This window comes from Azospirillum largimobile, assembly GCF_977007025.2.
On sequence record NZ_CDRMUA020000002.1, the window covers coordinates 475,208 to 496,451 of the forward strand.

Below are 21,244 nucleotides of genomic sequence, written 5' to 3' on the forward strand. Positions count from 1 at the left end.
CGGGGGAGACGGTGAACAGGCCGGCACCGGTCGTCTTCGACCTGGATGGGACGCTGATCGACAGCGCGCCGCATCTCGGCCACGCCCTCAACCGCCTGCTCGGTGAATGGGGCCGGCGGCCGGTCGGCGACGCCATGCTGCGCTCCCTGATCGGCGACGGCCCCCGGCTGCTGGTGGAGCGTGGATTTGCCGCCGCCGGCCGGTCCCTTCCGGCGGAGGAGGTGGAGTCCGCCCTGGCCCGCTTCCTCGACCTCTATGCGGCCCTCCCCGCCGACCCCGCCAGCATCTATCCCGGCGTGCCGCGGACGCTGGCGCGGCTGGCGGCCCGCGGCCATCCCATCGGCCTGTGCACCAACAAGCCCCAGGCGATCGCCCGTGACCTGCTGGGCGAGCTGGGGCTCCTGCCGTTCTTCGGCTCCATCATCGGCGGCGACAGCCTGCCCCAGCGCAAACCGGCGCCGGAACCTCTGCTGGCCGTGCTGGATGGGCTGAACGGCCCGCCCGCCGGTGCGGTCATGGTGGGCGACGGCCCCAACGACGTGGCCGCCGCCCGTGCCGCGGGCGTCGCCTGCATCCTCGTGTCCTATGGCTATGCGCGCGGCAACCCGGCCGACCTTGCGGCCGACCGGCTGATCCACCATTTCACCGACCTTCCGGACGCGTTGGAGGCCGTTCGCCGGGATCCCCCTCACCCCATCCGACATTCCCATCCAGCGGAAACCGATAATGATTTAGGATGCTGACTTTCAGCAAAGGATGCGTTACCGTGGCATCTGGTATACGAGACACCAGGAACTCGGATCGCGACACCCAGAAGCGCGGACCATCCAGCAGAGGCCAGAAACGCCGTGACCGCATTCCCTCCGATCATCAGCGCAAAGCCGCCGGGCGGCGTTCCTGCCCGCAGCATCCATCCCGGCTCCGGCCGCCGCAAGACGCGCGACCAGCAGAAGGGCCGCCAAGTCGATCCCGTCAGCCTCGAGGAGGTTCGGGCGCTTCTCGGCGACCGCTCCCGTCAGGCGGACCTGCTGATCGAGCATCTCCACCTGTTTCAGGACCATTACGGCTGCCTGCATGCCCGCCACCTCGCCGCTCTGGCGAAGGAGATGAAGCTGGCGCTGGTCGAGGTGTTCGAGGTCGCGTCCTTCTACGCCCATTTCGACATCGTGATGGACGGCGAACCGGCGCCGCCGAAGCTCACCATCCGCGTCTGCGATTCGCTGAGCTGCGCGCTCGCCGGGGCGGAACAGCTGCATGAGGCTCTGAAGGCGGGCGTCGACGAGCGCGAGGTCCGCATCCTGCGCGCTCCCTGCATGGGCGGCTGCAACAACGCGCCCGTCGTGGCGATCGGCCATGCCCCGCACGAGAACGCGACCGTCGAGAGCGTGCTCGACGCCGTGGCCCACGGCCATGTCCATCCGGACATCCCCGACTATCTCGGCTTCGACGAGTATATCCGCGGCGGCGGCTACAAGATGCTGGCCGAATGCCTGGATGGTGCGCGCGACGTCGATCAGGTGCTGAAGATGCTGGAGGATTCCAGCATCCGCGGCCTGGGCGGCGCCGGCTTCCCCACCGGCCTGAAATGGCGCTATGTCCGGGCGGAGCCGGGGCCGCGCATGATGGCGATCAACGGCGACGAGGGCGAACCCGGCACCTTCAAGGACCGCTTCCATCTGGAGCGCGACCCGCACCGCTTCCTGGAGGGGATGCTGATCGGCGCCTGGACGGCCGAGGCGACGGACGTCTACATCTATCTGCGCGACGAATACCCGCAATGCCGGGAAATCCTGCTGCGCGAGATCCCGAAGGTCGAGGCCGCCGGCTTGGCCCGCCACACCCGCATCCACCTGCGGCGCGGCGCCGGCGCCTACATTTGCGGCGAAGAGTCGGCGATGCTGGAAAGCATCGAGGGCAAGCGCGGCCTGCCCCGGCACAAGCCGCCCTTCCCGTCGGTGGTCGGCCTGTTCGGCCGCCCGACCCTGATCAACAACATCGAGACGGTGTTCTGGGTCCGCGAGATCCTGGAGAAGGGCGGTTCCTGGTTCGCCAGCCACGGCATGAACGGGCGCAAGGGGCTGCGCACCTTCTCGGTCTCCGGCCGGGTGAAGGAGCCGGGGGTCAAGCTGGCCCCGGCCGGCATCACCCTGCAGGAACTGGTCGACCAGTATTGCGGCGGCATGGCCGACGGCCACACGCTGAAGGGCTATCTGCCGGGCGGGCCGTCGGGCGGCATCCTGCCGGCGTCGATGGCCGACATCCCGCTCGATTTCGGCACGCTGGAGCCGCACGGCTCCTTCATCGGCTCGGCCGCCGTCGTCGTGCTGTCCGACAAGGACAACATGCGGGACGTGGCGCTCAACCTGCTGAAGTTCTTCGAGGACGAGAGCTGCGGCCAATGCACGCCCTGCCGGGTCGGCACCGAGAAGGCCGTGCGCCTGATCAGCGAGCCTGAATGGGACGAGGAACTGCTGACCGCGCTCGCCACCGTGATGGGCGATGCGTCGATCTGCGGCCTGGGCCAGGCGGCGATGAACCCGATCAAGCTCGTGATGAAGCATTTCCGCGAAGACTTCGTGTCGCGCCAGGGCAATGCCCAAGGCGCAGCCGGATCGCAGGGGTAAGGAGACCGACATGTCCCACGGCATCACTTTCACCCTGGACGGCACCGAGGTCGAGGCGCGCAACGGCGAGACGATCTGGCAGGTCGCCACGCGGCTCGGCACCGAGATCCCGCATCTCTGCCACCGGCCGGAGCCGGGCTACCGGCCCGACGGCAACTGCCGCGCCTGTATGGTGGAGATCGAGGGGGAGCGCGTGCTCGCCGCCTCCTGCATCCGCAAGCCCAAGCCGGGCATGACCGTGCGCACCGCGTCGGAGCGGGCCAAGGCATCGCGCAAGCTGGTCTTCGAACTGCTGCTGGCCGACCAGCCGGAGCGGGAGACCGCGCACGACCCCAACTCCACTTTCTGGAAATGGACCGACAAGGTCGAGATCGCCGGCAGCCGCTTCCCCACCGTGGACCGGCCGAACAAGACCGACGACATGTCGCACCCGGCGATGGCGGTCCAGCTCGACGCCTGCATCCATTGCAACCTGTGCGTCCGCGCCTGCCGCGAGGTCCAGGTCAACGACGTCATCGGCATGGCGGCGCGCGGGCATCTGGAAAAGATCGTCTTCGATTTCGACGACCCGATGGGCCAGTCCACCTGCGTCGCCTGCGGCGAGTGCGTGCAGGCCTGCCCGACCGGTGCGCTGATGCCGGCGGCCCTGGTGGACGAGAAGGGCGTCTACACCAACGCGCCCGACCGCGAAGTGGACTCCGTCTGCCCCTATTGCGGCGTCGGCTGCCAGCTGACCTACAAGATCAAGGACAACAAGATCGTCGCCGTCGACGGCAAGGACGGCCCGTCGAACCAGAACCGGCTCTGCGTGAAGGGCCGTTTCGGCTTCGATTACGCCCATCACGGCGACCGCCTGACCGTGCCGCTGATCCGCCGGCAAGGCGTTTCCAAGCACGACGTCGACATCGATCCGATGAACCCCTTCACCCATTTCCGCGAAGCGACCTGGGACGAGGCGCTTGCGGTTGCGGCGGGCGGTCTGAAGAAGATCCGCGACGAGCGCGGCGGCAACGCGCTGGCCGGCTTCGGGTCGGCCAAGGGCTCCAACGAAGAGGCGTATCTGTTCCAGAAGCTGGTCCGCACCGGCTTCGGCACCAACAACGTCGATCACTGCACCCGGCTCTGCCACGCCTCCTCGGTGGCGGCGCTGATCGAGGGCGTCGGGTCGGGGGCGGTGTCGGCGCCCTTCATGGCGGCGGAGGATGCCGAGGTCATCGTCATCATCGGCGCCAACCCGACGGAGAACCATCCCGTCGCCGCGACCTTCTTCAAGAACGCGGCGGAGCGCGGGGCGAAGCTGATCGTCATGGACCCGCGCGGGCTCGCCATGGCGCGCCACGCCACGCACATGCTGCAGTTCACGCCGGGCCGCGACGTGTCGATGCTGAACGCCATCCTCCACACCATCATCGCGGAGGGGCTGTACGACCGGCAATATGTCCAGGCCAACACCGAGGATTTCGAGGCGCTGGCCGAGACGGTCAAGGATTACCCGCCGGAGGAGATGGAGAAGGTCTGCGGCATCCCCGCCGCCACCCTGCGCACGGTGGCGCGTCTGTTCGCCCGGTCCAAGGCGTCGATCATCTTCTGGGGCATGGGCGTGTCGCAGCACATCCACGGCACCGACAACAGCCGCTGCCTGATCGCGCTGTCGCTGGTCACCGGCCAGATCGGCCGTCCCGGCACCGGCCTGCACCCGCTGCGCGGCCAGAACAACGTCCAGGGCGCGTCCGACGCCGGCCTGATCCCGATGTTCTACCCCGACTACAAGTCGGTCGAGGATCCGGAGGTCCAGTCTTTCTACGAGAATTACTGGGGCACCAAGCTGGACGGCAAGCGCGGCCTGACGGTGGTCGAGATCATGGACGCCATCCATGACAACCGGATCAAGGGCCTCTACATCGAGGGCGAGAACCCGGCGATGTCCGATCCCGACGTGACCCACGCCCGCGAGGCGCTGGCCATGCTCGACCATCTGGTGGTGCAGGACATCTTCCTGACCGAGACGGCGAAATACGCCGACGTGGTGTTGCCTGCCTCTGCCTGGCCGGAAAAGGACGGCACCGTCATCAACACCAACCGGCAGGTCCAGATGGGCCGCGCCGCGGTGCCGATGCCGGGCGAGGCGCGCCAGGATTTGTGGATCATCCAGGACATGGCGCGCGGGCTCGGCCTGAACTGGAACTACACCCATGTGTCGGAGGTGTTCGCGGAGATGGTCGGCGCCATGCCGTCGCTCGCCAACATCACCTGGGAACGGGTGGAGCGCGAAGGCTCCGTCACCTATCCGGTCGACGGCCCGGACGAGCCCGGCCACGACATCGTCTTCGGCAACGGCTTCCCGACGAAGACGGGCCGCGGTCGCTTCGTGCCGGCGCGGCCGATCAACCCGGCGGAGACGCCGGATATCGACTATCCGCTGGTGCTCACCACCGGCCGCCAGCTCGAGCACTGGCACACCGGGTCGATGACCCGCCGCTCGAACGTGCTGGACGCGGTGGAGCCGGAGGCGGTCGCCTATGTCTCTCCGCACGACCTGACCCGTGCGGGCATGCGCACCGGCGACTACATGCTGGTGTCGAGCCGCCGCGGCACCATCCGGCTGAAGGCCCGCATCGACGACCGCATGCCGGTCGGGCTGGTCTTCATCCCCTTCGCCTACGCGGAAGCGGCGGCGAATGTGCTGACCAACCCGCAGCTCGATCCCTTCGGCAAGATCCCGGAGTTCAAATACTGCGCGATCAAGATCGAGAAGGCGGAGATGGCCGAGGCTGCGGAGTAGCGCCGGGCAAAACCCCGCGCAAACCGGCAATGGCGGCGGCGACCCGCGCCGCCGCCTGCGGGTCGATGCCCGCGGTGCGCTCTCCGCCGCAGAGCGCGCCGCGGAAGCCGAGGTAATCGGGCAACAGGGTCGAGAGGACCGGGATGTCTGCAACGCGCAGCGACCCGGCCAGCCCGGTCAGCAGGCCGTGCGCCCGTGTGCAGCACACGAAGCTGGACAGCTGCGCATCGTGCCAGTGATGGCGCAGCCCGTGGCGCTTGCCGGCGGTATCCAGCATCGCCCCGCGGAAGCCGGCGGATGCCAGCCGGTCGATGGGCAGGCAGCCGGGATCCGGCGGCCAGAGATCGGCGAAGAGCACGGCGACCAGTTGCACCCCCTCCGCCGCGAGCGGAGCCAGCGCGTCGATGCAGCGGTCGGGCGCTCCATCCGGCGCAAAGCCGATCTTGACGAAATCCACGCCGGTGCCGGCGACCCGGCGTGCTGCCGGTTCCACCGCCTCGGGCCGCATCGGATGGTCGCCGATGGTGGCGCTCAGGCGCGGGCGTTCGGGCAATGCTGCCAGTTCGCGCACCGTCGCGGCGATGTCGTCCACTGCCCATGCACCCAGCGCCCCGGCGGCGGGGTCCTTCAGGTCCAGGATGTCGGGGCCTGCCGGCAGGATCAGGGGGATTTCCTCTGTGTTGGCGACGCTGGCCAGCCACCCGGTCATGAGCCTTCCTCCGCGCGGTGGGCTGCGATGCGGTCCATCAGCCAGCCCCAGGCCTCCAACTCATGCGGGCCGGCGGTCTTGCCGATGGCGATGGACAGGTACTCGACTTCCCGTTCGATCTTGTCGGCGGGCAGCATGTGCAGCCGGCTGACCAGGATAGCCGCCTCGATCACCGCCGCCTGCGCCCGGTTGAGGCCGCGGAAAGGGGCATGGGTCTCGGCGTGGATGCTGCGGCAGTGGAAGCGAGGGCGAACCGGGTCGTCCTCCACCTCGGCCACCACGATCTCCTCATGCGACAGGCAATCGGCAAGGCGCGGGGCGTCGATCCGCTCCGCAGCAACGGTCGGCCAGTCGCGCCGCCGCCCGCTGATGCAGCCGGCGAAGACCCGCACGTCGTCGGTGTGGTTGACGACGGCGCAACGACGGGCCAACAGGTTGTCCAGCGTCCGCGACGGCCGGAACGGGGCCAGGATGAAGCGCTCACCGTCGCCATCGGCCTCCACCGTCACCCCCATCGGCGCCACATGGGGCCGTCCGTCCGCGCCGGTGGTGGTGATGATGGTCTCGCGGATCAGGGGCATGGATCAGCTGCTTCGCTTGGTCGGGCCGGCGGCGTGGAAGCCGGTGGGGTCGTCCTTCGGCTCGTCCGTCGCCACGCCCCAGCGCAATTCGCTGTCCTGGGCATAGCGCTTGCCGAGTTGCCACGCGATCTGCGCCCGCGCCAGTTCCACCCCCAGATAAAAGGCATGGCCGGTGTCGGTTCCCAGATCGAGCTTTGGAAACAGGTCGAACGGATCGGTGGCGCGGTGATGGCCGTCGCGGTTGTAGAGATGGATGCCCTCCGCGCTGACCTCCACCCGGTAATTGGGGTCGCGGATCTGCGCCGCGGTCTCGGCGATCTGTTCGACGCCGCGGACGAAGGGCCGGCGGTCGCGCAGGCAGAGCAGGCCGGTGCCGAAACCGCGCGGCATGCTGTGCGCCGTGCGGGCGGCGAAGAACTGGCGCCGTGCGGCGTCGAACTCGCGGATGGCGCGGCGGCAATGCGGGCTGACCTGCACCGCCAGGACGTTGCCGATCCGCAGCTCCGACACCACCCCCATCAGCACCGCGGTGATGCCGGAGGTGTCGGCGTCGGTCAGCTCGGTCACGTTGCCGATGCCCATCAGGATTTCGGCGTCCGGCCAGCGCTCCCGCACGGTGCGGTACCGCAGCAGGGAGTCGGTGAAGCCATGGTGGATCGGCTCCAGGATCGGATCGACCAGGAAGCGCCGTCCGCGGCGGGTCATGGCGTCGACTGCGCGGCCCAGGCTATCGAGATCCGGCGGGGTGGTCGGGATCAGCACCGGCACCGCATCGCCCTCGTCGACAAGGTGGACCGTCTCCTCCGTCAGGCTGAGCAGATAGTCGGCACCGGCCCTGGTGGCGCGGCGCAGTTCGTCGGCGTTCAGGGAATCGACGCTGACGGCGAAGCCGGCGTTGCGCAGCGCGCCGATCGCCTCCTCCAGATGCGGGAAGGGGGTGTCGGGCAGGCAGCCGAGGTCGATGACGTCGGCGCCGTCGGCGCGAAGCTCCGCCGCCTTGGCGAGGATGGCGGCGGTGTCGCGCGACGGCGCGTCCACGATCTCGGCGAAGATGCGGGTGTCGTACCGGCTGAGGTCGAGCGGGCGGGCCTGCCGCTGGAAGTATTGGGGCAGATCCTCCAACTCGTCGGGGCCACGCTCGACTTTCGTGCCGAAGCGGCCGGCCAAGGCGTCGAGATCGCCGCGAAACCGGCCCGGCAGCAGGATCAGGTCGGCACCGCGCGCGGAGTCCAGCCGTCGCAGCACGATCTCGGTGGTGGCGAGTGCCGCGACCTTGACGCCGAGATTGACGATGGTCGTCTCGAAGGGCAGGGGGGCGAGCGAGTCCAGAACCTGACGCAAGCGATTCTCAGCCAGGGAGCCGGTCAGGAATAGGATGTGCCGGGCCATGCCGCCTCCCGTTCCCTCTCCACCCACAGCCGGGTGCCTGCCGCCGGTCCGCCGTGCAGTTCCGCGAGGAACAGCGGCAGGTCGTCCCGGCCGACGCAGCGGACCTCCGCCGCCAGCCGCTCCATGCGGCCGGGCAGGACCGGGTCGATCACGCCGGCCCGTGCCAGCGCCCGCGCATTCGCCGTCCCAGGCGGCACCGGTGCCGATTTCACCAGTACCATCCGCTCCGCTTCCAGCCGCTCGGCGAGCCATGCCGCCAGCGTGTCGGAGGTGACGTCCCAACTCTCCTCCACATCGGCCTCGTCTGCCAGCATCGTCGGCAGCCATACCGCCGTTCCCTGCGCGTCCGCCAAATCGGCCATGGTCCGCGCCGGCTGCAGCCGCGGTTCGAGGTCTAGCAGCGCCAGCCCATATTGCTCCATGCCCAGGATCGCCATCCGGTGCGCCGCGGATGCGCCATAGCCCAGCACCGGCTGCGCATCGCGGACCGCATCGGCGAAGGGACCGCCGCCGGGAACGATGACGATGCGCCGCGTCCGCTCCGCCGCCAGCGCGGCGAGCCAGGGGCGCAGGGCAGGGCCGCTCCACAGGCTGCCGCCCAGCTTGACGACCCAAGTGGCAGGCCAAGTCCCGCTCATCGAGGCTGCTCCCGCGCGCCGGTCAGCACCACGCCGACGCCGGCCGCCTGCGGGACGATCTCCAGCTTCTCCACCTGGACCCGGGCGAAGACCGCCTCCGGCGGCGACAGGCAAAGGGCAAGCAGCTTTTCGGCGAGAACCTCCAGCAGCTGGATGTGCGGGCTGCGGGTGAAGGCTTCGACGCCCTGGATCAGGTACTCGTAAGAGAGGACGGCGTCGAGATCGTCGACGAAGGGGCGGTTCGGCACCTCGACCGTGACGGTCAGGCTGACGCGCACGCGCTGGGTGCGGGTCTTCTCATGGTCCCAGACGCCGATGCGGAACTCCCCGACATAGTCGCTCAGCACGAGGTCGTAGCGGCGCATGACGGCGCTGGCGGGCGGCGGCCGCAGGACGTTCATGATGGTGAGGTAGCCGCTCTGTGAATCATCCGGCATCTTCTGGGTCCTCCCCGCCGCCTGTCCTTCTCGGAGCCGCCCAACTCACCGTTTGGCCGGTGCATGTTCCGCCAGCCGGTGTTCGACCAGCCAGGCGACGCCGCGCGACCAGGCGGCGGCATTGTCGCCGCGGATGTCGCCGCGCGCCGTCGTCACCGCGCGGCCGGTGCCGACATCCTCCACCACCACGGCGATCCACAGGATCAGGCTGCTGATCTTGCGGACCACGCCGAACACGACCAGATCGGCGCCGGCGGCACGCGCGATGTCGGTCTCGCAGCCGTTGCAGGTCCGGATCTGCGTCCCCGGCGGCACCAGCCCTGCCGTGGCGGCGTCGTCGATCACCTCATAACCCTTGGCGTCCAGCGCCCGGCGCAGTTCCGCGCTGACCCGTTTCAGACGCTCCGCATGCTCGGCCGACTGGGGTTCGCCGCTGCTGTCCTCAAGCTCCAGATCGAGCACCAGCGTCCGCGCCGAGGCGGTTCCGGCGCCCGTGAAACCCAGTGCCAGGCCGAGGACGAGCCCTGTGATCATAGCGGCTCCGATCCTCCTCCCCGCATGATCCATCGGGCTTCCCCTTTTGCGCAGCGGTTCCGATTGCACCGGATCGTTGGTATTGCCATCATTCTCGGCATGCATCGATTTTCTTCCATCTCGGCTGTGGCTGTGGCCGCGGCACTGATCGCAGGCCTGCCCGCCCTTGCGGCAGCCCAACCGGCTTCTTCCGATCCGAAGAATCCCGACTGGCCCTGCCCGCAGGTTCTGGTGCCGGCCCTGTCGCCGGCTTCGGTGTGGGACGGCCCGTCCATCGACGGGCTGGGGGACGAGTGGCAGCGCGATGCGGCCATCGCCACCCTGGTCAGGCGTGCGGCCGACGGCAGCATCGATCCCGCCAGCCTCGAACCGGAAGCCAGCGCGCTGGCCGGTCCGGTGCAGAAGGGGGCGGAGCAGGAGCATGACCGCAAGCTCGCGCTGGTCTTCGCCGGCACCTTCCAGACGCTTGACCGCCAGCGCACCGCCGCCATCGCGTCCATAGAGCGCTATGCCCAGCATCAGCGGGCCATGCGCGAGCGCATCGCCGCCGCCCTGCGCGACCTCGACGCCGCGTCGGCGGATGCGGCCCGCGCGCAGGAGATCAAGGCTGCCATCGCCTGGGACCGCCGCATCCTCGACGACCGCCGCCGGGCGCAGAACGCGGTTTGCGAGCAGCCGGCCCGCATCGAACAGCGGCTCGGCCAGATCGCGCGCATGCTGTCGGCGCTTCTGTCCTGAGGCCGGCACTCAGTTCGCCATCTTGGGTTCGGGCCGTTTCTCCAGCCCCGGTTCAGGCTCGACCGTGACGAGCTCGCGGCCTGCGGCCGTCCAGCCATCGGTGCCGGCCGGGTACCATTTGACCGCCTGATACCCGAGCGCCACCGCCCGTTTGGCGGCATTCCAGCTCATCCAGCAATCCGGCTGGCAGAACACCACCAGCGGACGCTTGCGGTCGCCCGCGGTCAGCGCCTCCAGGCTGGTGCGGAAATAGGCCTCCTGATCGGCGGAAGGGGCGCCGTAGCCGACATTCGGCAGCCAGTGGGCTCCCGGCAGGCTGCGATGCGGCGGCGGGACCCAACGGCTTCCCGCCGCCAGCCCTTCGGGCTTCGGGGGCGTCGGCAGGACATCGACCAGGACGGCGCCGGCCTTGGCCAGTCGCTCGACCTCCTCCGGCCCCACCGTCTCGGCACCGCGCAGGGAGGGCGGCGTCGGAGACCGGTAGTCGGCCATGCGATAGCCGTCCGGTTCGGACACTTCCGCCTTGGCGGACGTCGCCCGGATCGACCCGTCGCCATTGGCGAGCGGGACATGGTACTCGGCAAGGATGCGGTCGATGTCGCCCTGGCGGCGGACGATGAAGTCGTTCAGCCAGTGGCGCCAGTCCGGCTCGTCCGGGCGGATGCCCATTGAGATCATGTATTGGAAGGGTGAAGCGCCCGGTTCGTCCTTCAGCGGCACGACCGTCAGCGGCACGGATTGCCGGGCGGCGAAGAAGCCGGCGATGGGACCCCAGACGATGGCGGCGTCGGTGCGGGCCGCCGCGACATCCTCCACCGCCTGCTGGGCCGGGTGGTGGGCGCGCGTGTCGGTGTCGAGCTGGTAGGGCTCCAGGTTGGTCAGCCCGTGGCGCAGCATCACCGCGGACGGCGGCGTGCGGGCGACGACGCCGATGCGCGCGCCCTGCAGCGACGGATCGGCCAGCGTCTTGGCCGTAATCCCGGAATCCTTGCGGTAGACCAGCGCGTAGGTGGACCGGTAATAGGGGTTGGTGTTCTGCATCAGCTCTTCGCCGACTGCCGTCCCCATCACCAGATCACATTGCCGGGTGCGCAACGTATTGCGGACGAAGCCGATGGTCTGCGGCCACCAGGTGAAGACCAGCGGCACCTTCAGCTCGTCGGCGATCAGTTTGGCGATGCGGTTCTCGAACCCCTCCTGCCGGTCGTTGGAGAAGGGCAGCAGGTTGCCATCGGCGCAGACGCGCAGCACCTCCGTCGGAATGCCTTCGGCAGCAAAGGCCGAGCGGACGGGGAGGGCCGCCGCACAGAGCACGGCGGCCAGCATCAAGGAAAGGGCGGGCCGGCGGATCATGCGGGACTCACGATGCCGACTTGATCCGTTCGGGCCGGCCGCGGCCGACCTTGTCGTCGGAGCGGGCCTTCAGATACCGGTAGATGTCGGCGAGATTCGACATCACGTTCGGATCGGTGCCGAAGGTGGGCATCACCCGGTCGCCGGTGGCCCCCATGTTGGTGCGGCCGTTGGTGACCACGTCGGTGAACTGCCAGTAGTCCATTCGCTTCAGCGAGTCGGTCAAGGCCGGGGCGAAGGACGATCCAAGCCCGTCCGGCCCGTGGCACACATGGCAGGACGAGGCATAGCGCCGATAGCCGTTGTAGGTGCCCTGGTCCACCTTGCCGTCCCGCACGGCGTAGAGCGGTACCCCTTCGTCGTTCACCAGTTCCTCGGGCTCGGCGATCTTCGCTTCCTGCGGTGCGCTTCCGCTCGATGGTGTCTGAGCCGTTTGGTTTTGCGTCGGCTGGTTTTGCGTCGGCTTTTGTGCGGCATCCTGCTGGCCGAACGCGCTGCCGAGGGTCACCGTCGCGGTGAACCCAACAGCGGCGCACAGCCCGATCAGGTATTTGGGCATCTCACTGTCTCTCCCCACTGCCTTTGTTCGTGTCTTGCCATCAGCTTGGAAAAAAGGGCTTGGCGCCGGCCCCTTTCCGGGACGGCGCCAAGCTTTGCCGCTTATTGGTTGTCCGGGAGGGCGAAGACGGTCAGCGTGCCGCCAAGCTGGGTGTATTCCCCCAGCGACTTGTGCGCGCCGACGGCGCCAAGGCCTTCCTGTTCGCCGGTCAGCCCGGCGGCCAGCCCGATGCCGGCCCAGCCGCCGACACCCGACAGCACGGCGATGTACTGCTTGCCCTTGTGCGTGTAGGTGTTGACGTTGCCGATGATGCCGGACGACGTCTTGAAGTTGTAGAGCTCCTTGCCGTCACGCAGGTCGAAGGCCTTCAGATAGCCTTCCAGCGTGCCGTAGAAGCCGATGCCGCCCTTGGTCGTCAGGGCGCCGCTCCACACCGCGAAGCGTTCCGGCTTCGACCAGACGACTTTGCCGGCTGCCGGATCCCAGGCGATGAAGTTGCCCATGCCGCCGTGGGAGTTCGGAGCCGGATACATGCTGAGCGTCGCGCCGACATAGGGCTGGCCGGCCGAATACTCCACCTTGAACGGCTCGTAATCCATGCAGATGTGGTTCGTCGGCACATAGAGCAGGCCGCTGTCCGGCGAGTAGGAGGCCGGCTGCTGGTCCTTCGATCCCAGCGCCGCCGGGCAGACGCCGGTGGTGTTGGTGTCCTCGCCCTGGGCGAAGGTGCTGTACTTGTCGACGACCTTGGGCCGGCCGGTCGTCATGTCGATCTCGGTCGCCCAGTTGACGGTCGGATCGAACTTCTTCGCCACGAGAAGCTCGCCGGTGTTGCGGTCGAGCGTGTAGCCGAAGCCGTTGCGGTCCATGTTGACCAGGACCTTGCGCTGCTGGCCGCCGATGTTGATGTCGGCCAGGATGTTCTCGTTCACGCCGTCAAAGTCCCACTCGTCGAACGGCGTCTTCTGGAACACCCACTTCGCCTGTCCGGTGTCGGCATCGCGGGCGAAGATGGTCATCGACCATTTGTTGTCGCTCTTGGCCCGGTCCTTGTTGACGGCCCGCTGCGCCGGATTCCAGGTGCCGGGGTTGCCGGTGCCGTAATAGATCAGGTTCAGGTCGGGATCGTAGGTGTACCAGCCCCAGGTGGTGCCGCCGCCGATCTTCCACTGGTCGGCCGGCCATGTCTTGATGCCGAGGTCGGGCTCGCCGATCGGCTTGCCCATCATCAGCGTCTTCTGCGGGTCGATCATCACGTCCTTGTCGGGACCGGTCGAATAGGCCCGCCACACCATCTTGCCCGAGTTGATGTCGTAGGCCGTCAGATGGCCGCGGACGCCGAACTCGCCGCCGCTGATGCCGACATAGACCTTGTCCTTGACGACCAGAGGTGAGGCGGTCAGCGTCTCGCCCTTGCTGGCGTCGCCGTTCTTGGCCGACCACAGCATCTTGCCGGTCTGCGCATCAAGCGCCACCAGCGTGTTGTCGGCCTGACCCAGGAAGACCTTGTTGCCGGCCACCGCGACGCCGCGGGTGACGGTGTCGCAGCACATCACGGGGATGACGGCGGAGTCCTGCTTGGGCTCGTACTTCCACTTGATGCGGCCGTTGTCGTTCAGGTCCAGCGCATAGACGATGTTGGGGAAGGGCGTCGATATGTACATCGTGTCGCCGACCACCACGGGGCCGCCCTCGTGGCCGCGCAGCACGCCGGTGGAGAACTGCCAGACCGGCCTGAGGTTCTTCACGTTCTCACGGGTGATCTGGTCGAGCGTGCTGTAGCGCTGGCCGGCATAATTGCCGAGCTGCATCGCCCAGTTGGCCGGATCCTTCTGATTCTTCAGGGTGTCTTCGTTGGCATAGGCGACCGTGGCGGTGGCCGCCTGGATCGCGGCGGTGACGAGCAGACAGCGCACGAAGGGGTTCATCTGTTTCCTCCCGTTTTTTTAGGGGTGGTCCGTGGTCCCAGGGACTGTGCGGCGACAGGCGGCGGTGTCGGTGGAGCGGTCTTTTGAGAGGGCGGTCTCCCTCCATCGTTGGCGCGTGATGTCGATCAGGCGGGGTCAGGGGTGCATCCGCACCCAGAGTTCCGAATCACAATGTTTCCGGCATCCAGGCGTGCCGGTATCAAGTGCCGGAGCACGGCCCTTGGCGGGGTTCTAAACTGCCCCGCATTATGTTGGTGATGCTGACAGTCAGTCTGATCAAATAAAGATAGTCTGTGAAGATTATTTTCCGCCGCCGTTCGAAAGTTTTTGAACGAAGCGAAATAGTGGGTAGATGGAGCCCAAAGCGGTAATTCGAACGTTGTACATGGTCGAGTTGGCGCTTGCGCGATCAGGCCTGTTCCGCCGGTCCGCCCCGTCTCGCCCAGAATCCGCGGCCGGGATCGTAGGCCAGCACCGCAGCGCCGAGGAACAGCGCGAGGCAGCCGGCCACCCACAGCAGGGCCGTGACGTCGACTCGGAGATACAGGCTGAAGCGGATCAACTCCACCGCCTGGGTGAAGGGGTTGTAGGCGGCGATCAGGTACAGGGCCGGGCTGCCTTCCCGGATGCGCCAGAGCGGGTAGAGGGCGGAGGACGCGAAGAACATCGGGAAGATGACGAAGTTCATCACCCCGGCGAAATTCTCCAGCTGCTTGACGAAGGACGACAGGAGCAGGCCCAACGCCCCCAGCATCAGGCCGCTCAGCACCAGCGCCGGCAGGACGGCGAGATAGCCCAGCGGCGGCGGCTCCACCCCCCAAAGCCAAGCGATGCCGAGGAAGACATAGACCTGCGCGATCGACACCGCGACACCGGCCAGCAGCTTGGCGACCAGCAGGTACCAGCGCGGCAGCGGGCTGACCAGCAGCGTCCGCATGCTGCCCATCTCGCGGTCGTAGACCATCGACAGGGAGTTCTGCATGCCGTTGAACAGCTGGATCATCGCAACCAAGCCGGGCACGACATATTCGTCGTAGAGGATGTAGGTCTCGTAGGGCGGGATGATCGACACGCCCAGCACGGCGCGGAAGCCGACTGCGAAGATCGCCAGCCAGACCAGCGGCCGGACCAGCGCCGCGAAGAAGCGCTCGCGCTGGTGCAGGAAACGCAGTCCCTCGCGCACGATGATGCTGCGCAGACAGTACCAGTAGGTGGCGGCGCTCATGGCCGGCGCTCCCCCGCCGTCAGGGCGGCGAAGGCGGCGGGCAGGGCGGACGTGCCGGTTCCGGCGCAGACCGCGCGGACGCTGCCGGAGGCGCGCAGGCGGCCCTGGTGCAGCACGACGACGGAGTCCTCTTCCGCCGCCTCGTCCATCAGATGAGTGGCCCACAGCACGGCGAGGTCCTGTTCGCGGCAGAGCGAGCGGACATGGGCAAGGATGTGGCGGCGCGAGTCCACGTCGAGCCCGACGGTCGGTTCGTCGAGAAGCAGCAGGTTCGGGCGGTGCAGCAGGGCGCGGGCGATCTCCACCCGGCGGCGCTGCCCGCCGGACAGGGCGCGGACCTTGTCGTCGGCGCGGTCGGACAGGCCGATGCGGGCCAATTCCTCCCGCGCGCGGGCTTCGCAGTCCGATGGCCGCATGCCGTGCAGGCCGCCGTGATAGCGCAGGTTCTGCAGGACCGTGAGGTCGAGGTCGAGCGTCGGCTGCTGGAACACGACGCCGATGCGCTCCAGCGCGCGGGTCGGCTGGCGCCGCAGGTCGAAGCCGAAGATGCGGATGTCGCCGCTGCGGCTGGAGTAGAGCCGGGTGATCAGCGAGAACAGCGTGGTCTTACCCGCGCCGTTCAGACCCAGCAGCATCGTGAAGCCGGCCGGCGGCACGGTGAAGGAGACATGATCCAGCGCGACGCGCTTGCCGAAGCTGTGGCTGAGATCCTCCACGGCCAGAGCGGCCACGGACGGGGCGGCGGATTCGTGAATTGCGGAAATCGACGGAGACTCCGGAAGCACCACGGCCTCGAACATCCTGTCTTCCCCAACTGTCTTCCCCAACTGTCTTCCCCAACTGTCTTTCCACGGGCCGCACCCCCGTCTTCACCCGGATGGGCGCCGGATGGGCGGCACGCGCCGTTGTTCGGAAGGGTGATTGCAAAGATGGCTTTGCCGCATGATTGTTGGGATTGCGGATGAATGTTCAAGGCGCTTTCGCGCCGGGACGTGAGCTTGACCCCGACCATACTCCCGAAGAGTGATGTCCTGGTGGTGGCGCTGTCGGCGCGGGCACTGACGGCCAGCGGACGCCGCAGCGGGCTGGGCGTCACGGCGCTCGACCTGTTCGCCGACGCGGACACCGCAGCCATGGCCGACCGCTGCCTTACCCTGCCGTCGAGGCGGCTGCGCCTTCCCGGCCCGGCGCTGCGGCGCGCCCTGGCGGCGCCCGATCTGCGCGGGGTGCCGCTGGTCTATGGCGCCGGGTTCGAGGACAGGCCGGAGCTGCTGGCGGCGCTGGAGCGCGACCGGCCGGTCCTCGGCAACGCCGCGGGCACGGTGGAAAGGCTGAAGGACCCGTTTGCCTTCGGCGCCCTGCTCGGCCGCCTCGGCATTCCGCATCCGGAGATCGCCACGTCGCTGCCGGATGACCGCGGGGGATGGCTGATGAAGGGCGCCGGTGCCAGCGGCGGCGGCCACATCCGGCCGGCGGGGCGGCGCGTGCCGGCCGGACATTACCTCCAGCGCCGCGTGGCGGGGCGTCCGGTGTCCCTGCTGTTCCTGGCCGATGGCCGGCGCGTGCTGCCGGTCGGGTTCAGCCGGCAATGGGCGGCTCCCGCGCCCCGCCAGCCCTTTCGCTATGGCGGTGCGGTCGGCCCGCTGCTGGTGCCGCCGATGCGCGAAGGAGTTGCCGCGTCCATGATCGCCGCCGTCTCGCGCATCGCTGCGGAGGTCGGGTTGGTCGGGCTCAACAGCGCCGATTTCCTGGCCGGACCGGAGGGCTGGTGCCTGCTGGAGATCAACCCGCGGCCGGGGGCGACGCTGGACCTGTTCGACCGTCCGCCAATGCCGGGCCTGCTGGGCCTGCACATGGCCGCCTGTGCCGGGGACCTGCCGCAGGCTCTGCCGCCGCTTGCCGGCTGCCGCGCCGCCATGGTCGTCTATGCGCGGACGCCTGTTCTGCTGGACAGCCGCATGCGCTGGCCGGATTGGACCGCCGACCGTCCTTGCACACCGGCCCATATCCCGGCGGGTGCGCCGCTCTGCACCGTCCTGGCGGACGCTGCCGATCCGGTGGAGGCTCGTCGCCTTGCCGGCCAGCGCGCGCGGGAACTGTTCGGGCGGCATGCCCTGGCGGAGGCGGCATGAGCGGCGTGGTCGCCCTGTTCACCGATGGTGCCGACTGGCATGCCGCGCGGCTCGAACAGGCAATGACGCGCCGCGGCGTCGAATGCCGCCGCGTGCCCCTGAGCGCCTGCGGTTTCGCCGTCGGGCGGACGGCGACGGGGCTGCTGCTGCCCGGATTCGGCGATGCGCTGCCGGCGGGGGCCTTCGTGCGGGTGGTCGGGCAGGGCAGCTTCGAACAGGTGACGCTGCGGCTGGGGGTGCTTCACGCGCTCGACCGGCTGGGGGTGCCCGTCTACAACACTGCCCGCGCCATCGAGCGTTGCGTGGACAAGAGCACCACCAGCTTCCTGCTGGCCCAGGCCGGACTGCCGACGCCGCCCGCCGTCGCCGTGCAGGATGCCGCGACGGCCCGCGCGGTGGTGGAGGCTTGGCCGGATTGCGTGCTGAAGCCGCTGTTCGGCGCCCAGGGCCGCGGCCTGCGCCGCCTGCCGCAGCCGGACGACGTGCCGGAGTCCGAGGCCGTGGCTGGCGTTTATTACCTGCAGCCCTTCGTTCCGCCGCGCCGCGACGGCGAGTGGCGCGACTGCCGGGTCTTCGTTGTGGGAGGGCGCGCGGTGGCGGCGATGATCCGCCATGGCCGCAGCTGGATCACGAATGTCCATCAGGGTGGGCGCTGTGAAGCCCTGGCGCCGGAGGGTTCGGTGGGCGAACTGGCGGTGCGCGCTGCGGCGGCGGTGGGGGCCGACTATGCCGGGGTCGATCTGATTTCCGCCCCTCATGATGACGGGCGGTGGCTGGTGCTGGAGGTGAACTCGATGCCCGCATGGCAGGGGATTCAGACGGTCAGCGACGCCGACATCGCCGACGCGCTGGCGGCGGATTTCCTCGCCCGCGTCGAGGCAGCCGCACCGCGAGGGCCCCGATGACCGCCCGCATGCTGCGGCTGTTTCCCGGCCCGCCGGAGGAGATAGCGCTTGACGGCGCCTATCTCGCCCACCGCCTGCACGAGCGGGGGAGTGTCGGGGCACCCTTCGTCTATGCCAGCTTCGTCGCCAGCCTGGACGGGCGCATCGCCCTGCGCGACCCTATGACCGACGAAAGCCGCCTGCCCGCCGGGCTGGTCAGCGGCAACGATTTCCGGCTGTTCCTGGAACTCCAGGCGCAGGCGGACTGCATGGTCACCCATGGCGGGTATCTGCGCGATCTGGCGGCCGCCCGGCTGGACAATGTGCTGCAGGTGGGGACGCAGGATGCGACGCGGGATCTCGCGCGGTGGCGCGCCGACAACGGCCTGGCGCCACAGCCGGCCCTGGTCATCGCCAGCGCCAGCCTGGATTTCCCGATGCCGGACTCACCGGCCCGCCACGGTCAACGCGTACTCATCGCCACCGGGGCGGCGGCGCCGGCCGAGCGCATCGCGCAGTGGCGCGCCGCCGGCTTTGAGGTGCTGGCCGTCGGATCGGGTGCGTCGGTGGAAGGAGGGCCGCTGGCCGATGCACTCGGCCGGCAGGGGCTGCGCAGCATTTATCTGCTGACGGGTCCGCGGATGCTCGACACCATGCTGCGAGACCGCAGGCTGTCGCGCCTGTATCTGACCACCGCCCATCGATTGCTCGGCGGCGAGAGCTTCCACAGCATGCTGGCCGGGCCGGAACTGGGCGATGCCGGCCGGCTGCGGCTCTGCGCGCTGCATTACGACGCCAGCGCGCCGGACGGCACCGGGCAGTTCTTCGCCCATTTCGAGCCGCGGCCGGCCTGAGTGGCCGAAGTGAACGTTTCTTTTCGAGTGGGAACGTCCCGTGCCGGTTACAGGCCGGCGCAGGCGTAGGCGTTGATTTCCGTGCCGACCCGGATTTCGGCGGTCTTCGGTTTGCGCCAAGTTTTCATGTCCGTTTCCTCCGCTGCAATGGGCGAACCGGCATGATTGCCTTGATGCCCATTAGGAAATGGTACCGTTGATGGCCCGGCGCGACCATCACCCGAACGGGTAGTGATCAGAGAATTATGGCTAGTTCTTTGTGCGATGCAGGGTGAGATGAGCAGGAAAACTTGTTTAGAACTGGAATAAATCAAGTCGTTAAGCGCTGAGTTGGTGTAACATTGCATCAACCTAATGATTTATTCAAATGCGTTCAACGATCCGATGTTTGTGCCCAACCTCGTATCGCCGTGGATGGGCAACAGCGGAATGGCTGCGATGGCGGAAGGTTTTCGGTCCTCTGTCCGCTGCTCGGCTCAACGGCCGAAGCCTGCGGAGGTTGCCTTTTCCCCCTCGCCCCAACCCCTCTCCACGAGGGGAGAGGGGCTTTCGCAATGAACGGTCCCTGGTGAAAATCAGGCGGCGAACGGATGCTTCGCGACGTCCTTCTGGTTCATCAGATCCTTGGCGGTGGGATAGCCGGATACCGCGCGTTCGATGGCTTCCTTGGTGGCGCGGTAGTTGTAATCCTGGATCTTGGCGTTGTCCTTCGCCTCCCAATGGATGAAGACGCCGACGCAGATGAAGATGTTGTCGATCTCGTCCTGCGGAATGGTGCCCTCGGCCACGCAGTCGGCGACCGCCTTGGCCACACCGTGCTGGGCCGGGCCGAACATCTGGACCGCCTGTTCCGCGCCCTTGATCGTGACCTTGTTGAACAGGATGGTAGAGGGCTTGCACTGAAGATTTGGGGCGATGACCGCCAGCAGGCTGGTGAAACCGTCCTTGTTGTTGGTCAGCGCGTTGCAGAAGGCGGTCTCCGCGGCACTGCCGCGCGGCCCCATGATCAGGTCGATGTGGGCCACCTCGTTCCCGTCGCCGACCAGCGACTCACCCACCAGCACGCGATTGATTTTCGGGGATGACCCCTGCCACATGCCCATCGCCGTTTTCTCCCATGTTTTTGAAAATCATTGGAGGACCGCCGCAGTCATGCGGTCACGCCGGTCAGCTCGATCCAGTCGGGTCGCCGGTAACGCGGCGTCTGGATTGTCTGAGAGTTCCGGCGTCGGTCACGGTGGGCATTATGCCAGTTTGTTTGTTTGTACAACAAACTCACAAAAGGGTTCCGGAGTACCTTGAAATCGCAGCCGCCGTCTTCGTGCCGCACCAGTATCGGCTGGGAAGGCATGACCGTTTGGTGGTTGTTACCCCATCTTTGCGGCGGCTGCGATCGGTCCGCGGGATGGCGTCACTGCTGTCCTTGCTTGCCGGTCGATCCGGCCGTTCCGCCCGACCCGCCCTGGGTCACCGGGTCACCACCGATGGTGCCCTGCCGCTGCTGCTGCAGCGAGGTGTCCGGCAGCTGACCTGTCGGCGCCGCGCTGCCGCCTCCGGTGGTCGAGCCGGTGGTAGAACCGCTGGTAGAACCACCGGCAGCTCCGCCGGCAGTGCCGCTTGACGTGCCGGAACTGCCCTGAGGCACCGGAGTGCCGCCGATGGCGCCCTGGCGCTGACCGGGCAGGGAGTCCGACGGCAGTTGTCCGCTGGTCGCCGCCGGGGCGTTCTGGGTAGTGGTGCCGGTGGTGGATTGGGCCGAGGCCGACGGGGCCATGGCCGCCACGCCGAGGATGCCGGCACCGACCACGGCTGCACAGGCCAGGGCACGGACCGGGCCATTGGAGAGCTTCATTGTCATGATTACACCTCCCTAGGGC

21 protein-coding genes are annotated in these 21,244 nt (G+C 68.2%); 7 read left to right on the forward strand and 14 right to left on the reverse strand.

Translation table 11 applies throughout. From position 1 onward, the window contains the following. Positions 1–11 precede the first annotated feature (11 nt). The 3 genes from gph to fdhF all read left to right on the forward strand — a co-directional run bounded on the left by gph (position 12) and on the right by fdhF (position 5,406). Positions 12–743 carry a phosphoglycolate phosphatase gene (gene gph, locus ACWPKK_RS15500; RefSeq protein ID WP_452005692.1) on the forward strand — a complete coding sequence of 244 codons (732 nt, stop codon included), beginning with the start codon at positions 12–14 and terminating at the stop codon, positions 741–743. Positions 744–869: 126 nt separating this feature from the next. After that, positions 870–2,624 carry an NAD(P)H-dependent oxidoreductase subunit E gene (locus ACWPKK_RS15505; RefSeq protein WP_452006661.1) on the forward strand — a complete coding sequence of 585 codons (1,755 nt, stop codon included), beginning with the start codon at positions 870–872 and terminating at the stop codon, positions 2,622–2,624. A gap of 10 nt (positions 2,625–2,634) precedes the next feature. Beyond that, a complete protein-coding gene (gene fdhF / locus ACWPKK_RS15510) occupies positions 2,635–5,406 on the forward strand; it encodes a formate dehydrogenase subunit alpha (protein ID WP_452005695.1) in 2,772 nt (923 codons plus the stop codon). Here fdhF and ACWPKK_RS15515 read toward each other — a convergent pair. The 6 genes from ACWPKK_RS15515 to ACWPKK_RS15540 are packed head-to-tail and all read right to left on the reverse strand — an operon-like array spanning position 5,366 to position 9,694. Further along, positions 5,366–6,115, reverse strand: coding sequence for a (5-formylfuran-3-yl)methyl phosphate synthase (locus ACWPKK_RS15515; protein WP_452005698.1), 750 nt, complete (start codon positions 6,113–6,115; stop codon positions 5,366–5,368). The two genes, fdhF and ACWPKK_RS15515, sit on opposite strands and share 41 nt — an antisense overlap. After that, the gene (locus tag ACWPKK_RS15520) at positions 6,112–6,696 is read right to left on the reverse strand and encodes a DUF447 domain-containing protein (protein ID WP_452005701.1); all 585 of its coding nucleotides are present in this window, start codon (positions 6,694–6,696) and stop codon (positions 6,112–6,114) included. Before ACWPKK_RS15520 ends, ACWPKK_RS15515 begins: the two co-directional genes overlap by 4 nt. A 3-nt stretch (positions 6,697–6,699) precedes the next feature. After that, positions 6,700–8,085, reverse strand: a complete 1,386-nt coding sequence (locus ACWPKK_RS15525) for a DUF6513 domain-containing protein (RefSeq protein ID WP_452005704.1) — start codon at positions 8,083–8,085, stop codon at positions 6,700–6,702. After that, positions 8,061–8,723, reverse strand: coding sequence for an amino acid kinase family protein (locus ACWPKK_RS15530; RefSeq protein WP_452005706.1), 663 nt, complete (start codon positions 8,721–8,723; stop codon positions 8,061–8,063). The genes ACWPKK_RS15525 and ACWPKK_RS15530 overlap by 25 nt, the downstream gene beginning before the upstream one ends. After that, positions 8,720–9,160, reverse strand: a complete 441-nt coding sequence (locus tag ACWPKK_RS15535) for a dihydroneopterin aldolase (protein WP_452005708.1) — start codon at positions 9,158–9,160, stop codon at positions 8,720–8,722. Before ACWPKK_RS15535 ends, ACWPKK_RS15530 begins: the two co-directional genes overlap by 4 nt. 45 nt (positions 9,161–9,205) lie before the next feature. Then, positions 9,206–9,694, reverse strand: a complete 489-nt coding sequence (locus ACWPKK_RS15540; RefSeq protein ID WP_452005711.1) for a DUF3280 domain-containing protein — start codon at positions 9,692–9,694, stop codon at positions 9,206–9,208. A 132-nt stretch (positions 9,695–9,826) separates the two neighbouring features. Here ACWPKK_RS15540 and ACWPKK_RS15545 point away from each other — a divergent pair, with 132 nt between their 5' ends. Next, on the forward strand, positions 9,827–10,432 hold the full coding sequence (locus ACWPKK_RS15545) for a hypothetical protein (protein WP_452005714.1): 606 nt from the start codon (positions 9,827–9,829) through the stop codon (positions 10,430–10,432). A 9-nt stretch (positions 10,433–10,441) separates the two neighbouring features. Here the strand turns inward: ACWPKK_RS15545 and ACWPKK_RS15550 are convergent, their stop codons facing one another. The 5 genes from ACWPKK_RS15550 to ACWPKK_RS15570 form a co-directional block, all read right to left on the reverse strand. Continuing rightward, positions 10,442–11,785: a quinoprotein dehydrogenase-associated putative ABC transporter substrate-binding protein gene (locus ACWPKK_RS15550; RefSeq protein WP_452005717.1), complete on the reverse strand. Its 1,344-nt coding sequence runs from the start codon at positions 11,783–11,785 to the stop codon at positions 10,442–10,444. A 7-nt stretch (positions 11,786–11,792) separates the two neighbouring features. Then, on the reverse strand, positions 11,793–12,344 hold the full coding sequence (locus ACWPKK_RS15555) for a c-type cytochrome (protein WP_452005719.1): 552 nt from the start codon (positions 12,342–12,344) through the stop codon (positions 11,793–11,795). A gap of 101 nt (positions 12,345–12,445) precedes the next feature. Beyond that, on the reverse strand, positions 12,446–14,272 hold the full coding sequence (locus tag ACWPKK_RS15560; RefSeq protein WP_452005721.1) for a methanol/ethanol family PQQ-dependent dehydrogenase: 1,827 nt from the start codon (positions 14,270–14,272) through the stop codon (positions 12,446–12,448). 409 nt (positions 14,273–14,681) lie between these two features. Further along, complete coding sequence (locus ACWPKK_RS15565) at positions 14,682–15,497, reverse strand: ABC transporter permease (protein WP_324865164.1); 816 nt, start codon at positions 15,495–15,497, stop codon at positions 14,682–14,684. Then, positions 15,494–16,297 carry an ABC transporter ATP-binding protein gene (locus ACWPKK_RS15570; RefSeq protein WP_452005725.1) on the reverse strand — a complete coding sequence of 268 codons (804 nt, stop codon included), beginning with the start codon at positions 16,295–16,297 and terminating at the stop codon, positions 15,494–15,496. The genes ACWPKK_RS15565 and ACWPKK_RS15570 overlap by 4 nt, the downstream gene beginning before the upstream one ends. Positions 16,298–16,489: 192 nt before the next feature. Here ACWPKK_RS15570 and ACWPKK_RS15575 point away from each other — a divergent pair, with 192 nt between their 5' ends. The 3 genes from ACWPKK_RS15575 to ACWPKK_RS15585 are packed head-to-tail and all read left to right on the forward strand — an operon-like array spanning position 16,490 to position 19,367. Beyond that, positions 16,490–17,629 carry an ATP-grasp domain-containing protein gene (locus ACWPKK_RS15575; protein ID WP_452006664.1) on the forward strand — a complete coding sequence of 380 codons (1,140 nt, stop codon included), beginning with the start codon at positions 16,490–16,492 and terminating at the stop codon, positions 17,627–17,629. Further along, on the forward strand, positions 17,626–18,534 hold the full coding sequence (locus tag ACWPKK_RS15580; RefSeq protein WP_452005728.1) for a RimK family alpha-L-glutamate ligase: 909 nt from the start codon (positions 17,626–17,628) through the stop codon (positions 18,532–18,534). The genes ACWPKK_RS15575 and ACWPKK_RS15580 overlap by 4 nt, the downstream gene beginning before the upstream one ends. After that, complete coding sequence (locus ACWPKK_RS15585; protein WP_452005731.1) at positions 18,531–19,367, forward strand: RibD family protein; 837 nt, start codon at positions 18,531–18,533, stop codon at positions 19,365–19,367. The genes ACWPKK_RS15580 and ACWPKK_RS15585 overlap by 4 nt, the downstream gene beginning before the upstream one ends. A 47-nt stretch (positions 19,368–19,414) precedes the next feature. Here the strand turns inward: ACWPKK_RS15585 and pqqA are convergent, their stop codons facing one another. The 3 genes from pqqA to ACWPKK_RS15600 all read right to left on the reverse strand — a co-directional run bounded on the left by pqqA (position 19,415) and on the right by ACWPKK_RS15600 (position 21,225). After that, on the reverse strand, positions 19,415–19,714 hold the full coding sequence (pqqA, locus tag ACWPKK_RS15590; RefSeq protein WP_452005733.1) for a pyrroloquinoline quinone precursor peptide PqqA: 300 nt from the start codon (positions 19,712–19,714) through the stop codon (positions 19,415–19,417). 228 nt (positions 19,715–19,942) lie between these two features. After that, positions 19,943–20,470 carry a formaldehyde-activating enzyme gene (gene fae, locus ACWPKK_RS15595; RefSeq protein ID WP_324865171.1) on the reverse strand — a complete coding sequence of 176 codons (528 nt, stop codon included), beginning with the start codon at positions 20,468–20,470 and terminating at the stop codon, positions 19,943–19,945. A 308-nt stretch (positions 20,471–20,778) separates the two neighbouring features. After that, positions 20,779–21,225 carry a hypothetical protein gene (locus ACWPKK_RS15600; RefSeq protein ID WP_452005736.1) on the reverse strand — a complete coding sequence of 149 codons (447 nt, stop codon included), beginning with the start codon at positions 21,223–21,225 and terminating at the stop codon, positions 20,779–20,781. Positions 21,226–21,244 lie beyond the last annotated feature (19 nt).

Coding starts and splice junctions, on each gene's coding strand:
- fdhF (WP_452005695.1), top strand. CDS start 2,635: ATGTCCCACGGCATCACTTTCACCCTGGACGGCACCGAGGTCGAGGCG.
- ACWPKK_RS15515 (WP_452005698.1), bottom strand. CDS start 6,115: ATGACCGGGTGGCTGGCCAGCGTCGCCAACACAGAGGAAATCCCCCTG.
- ACWPKK_RS15520 (WP_452005701.1), bottom strand. CDS start 6,696: ATGCCCCTGATCCGCGAGACCATCATCACCACCACCGGCGCGGACGGA.
- ACWPKK_RS15525 (WP_452005704.1), bottom strand. CDS start 8,085: ATGGCCCGGCACATCCTATTCCTGACCGGCTCCCTGGCTGAGAATCGC.
- ACWPKK_RS15530 (WP_452005706.1), bottom strand. CDS start 8,723: ATGAGCGGGACTTGGCCTGCCACTTGGGTCGTCAAGCTGGGCGGCAGC.
- ACWPKK_RS15535 (WP_452005708.1), bottom strand. CDS start 9,160: ATGCCGGATGATTCACAGAGCGGCTACCTCACCATCATGAACGTCCTG.
- ACWPKK_RS15540 (WP_452005711.1), bottom strand. CDS start 9,694: ATGATCACAGGGCTCGTCCTCGGCCTGGCACTGGGTTTCACGGGCGCC.
- ACWPKK_RS15550 (WP_452005717.1), bottom strand. CDS start 11,785: ATGATCCGCCGGCCCGCCCTTTCCTTGATGCTGGCCGCCGTGCTCTGT.
- ACWPKK_RS15555 (WP_452005719.1), bottom strand. CDS start 12,344: ATGCCCAAATACCTGATCGGGCTGTGCGCCGCTGTTGGGTTCACCGCG.
- ACWPKK_RS15560 (WP_452005721.1), bottom strand. CDS start 14,272: ATGAACCCCTTCGTGCGCTGTCTGCTCGTCACCGCCGCGATCCAGGCG.
- ACWPKK_RS15565 (WP_324865164.1), bottom strand. CDS start 15,497: ATGAGCGCCGCCACCTACTGGTACTGTCTGCGCAGCATCATCGTGCGC.
- ACWPKK_RS15570 (WP_452005725.1), bottom strand. CDS start 16,297: ATGTTCGAGGCCGTGGTGCTTCCGGAGTCTCCGTCGATTTCCGCAATT.
- ACWPKK_RS15580 (WP_452005728.1), top strand. CDS start 17,626: ATGAGCGGCGTGGTCGCCCTGTTCACCGATGGTGCCGACTGGCATGCC.
- ACWPKK_RS15585 (WP_452005731.1), top strand. CDS start 18,531: ATGACCGCCCGCATGCTGCGGCTGTTTCCCGGCCCGCCGGAGGAGATA.
- pqqA (WP_452005733.1), bottom strand. CDS start 19,714: ATGCAATGTTACACCAACTCAGCGCTTAACGACTTGATTTATTCCAGT.
- fae (WP_324865171.1), bottom strand. CDS start 20,470: ATGGGCATGTGGCAGGGGTCATCCCCGAAAATCAATCGCGTGCTGGTG.
- ACWPKK_RS15600 (WP_452005736.1), bottom strand. CDS start 21,225: ATGACAATGAAGCTCTCCAATGGCCCGGTCCGTGCCCTGGCCTGTGCA.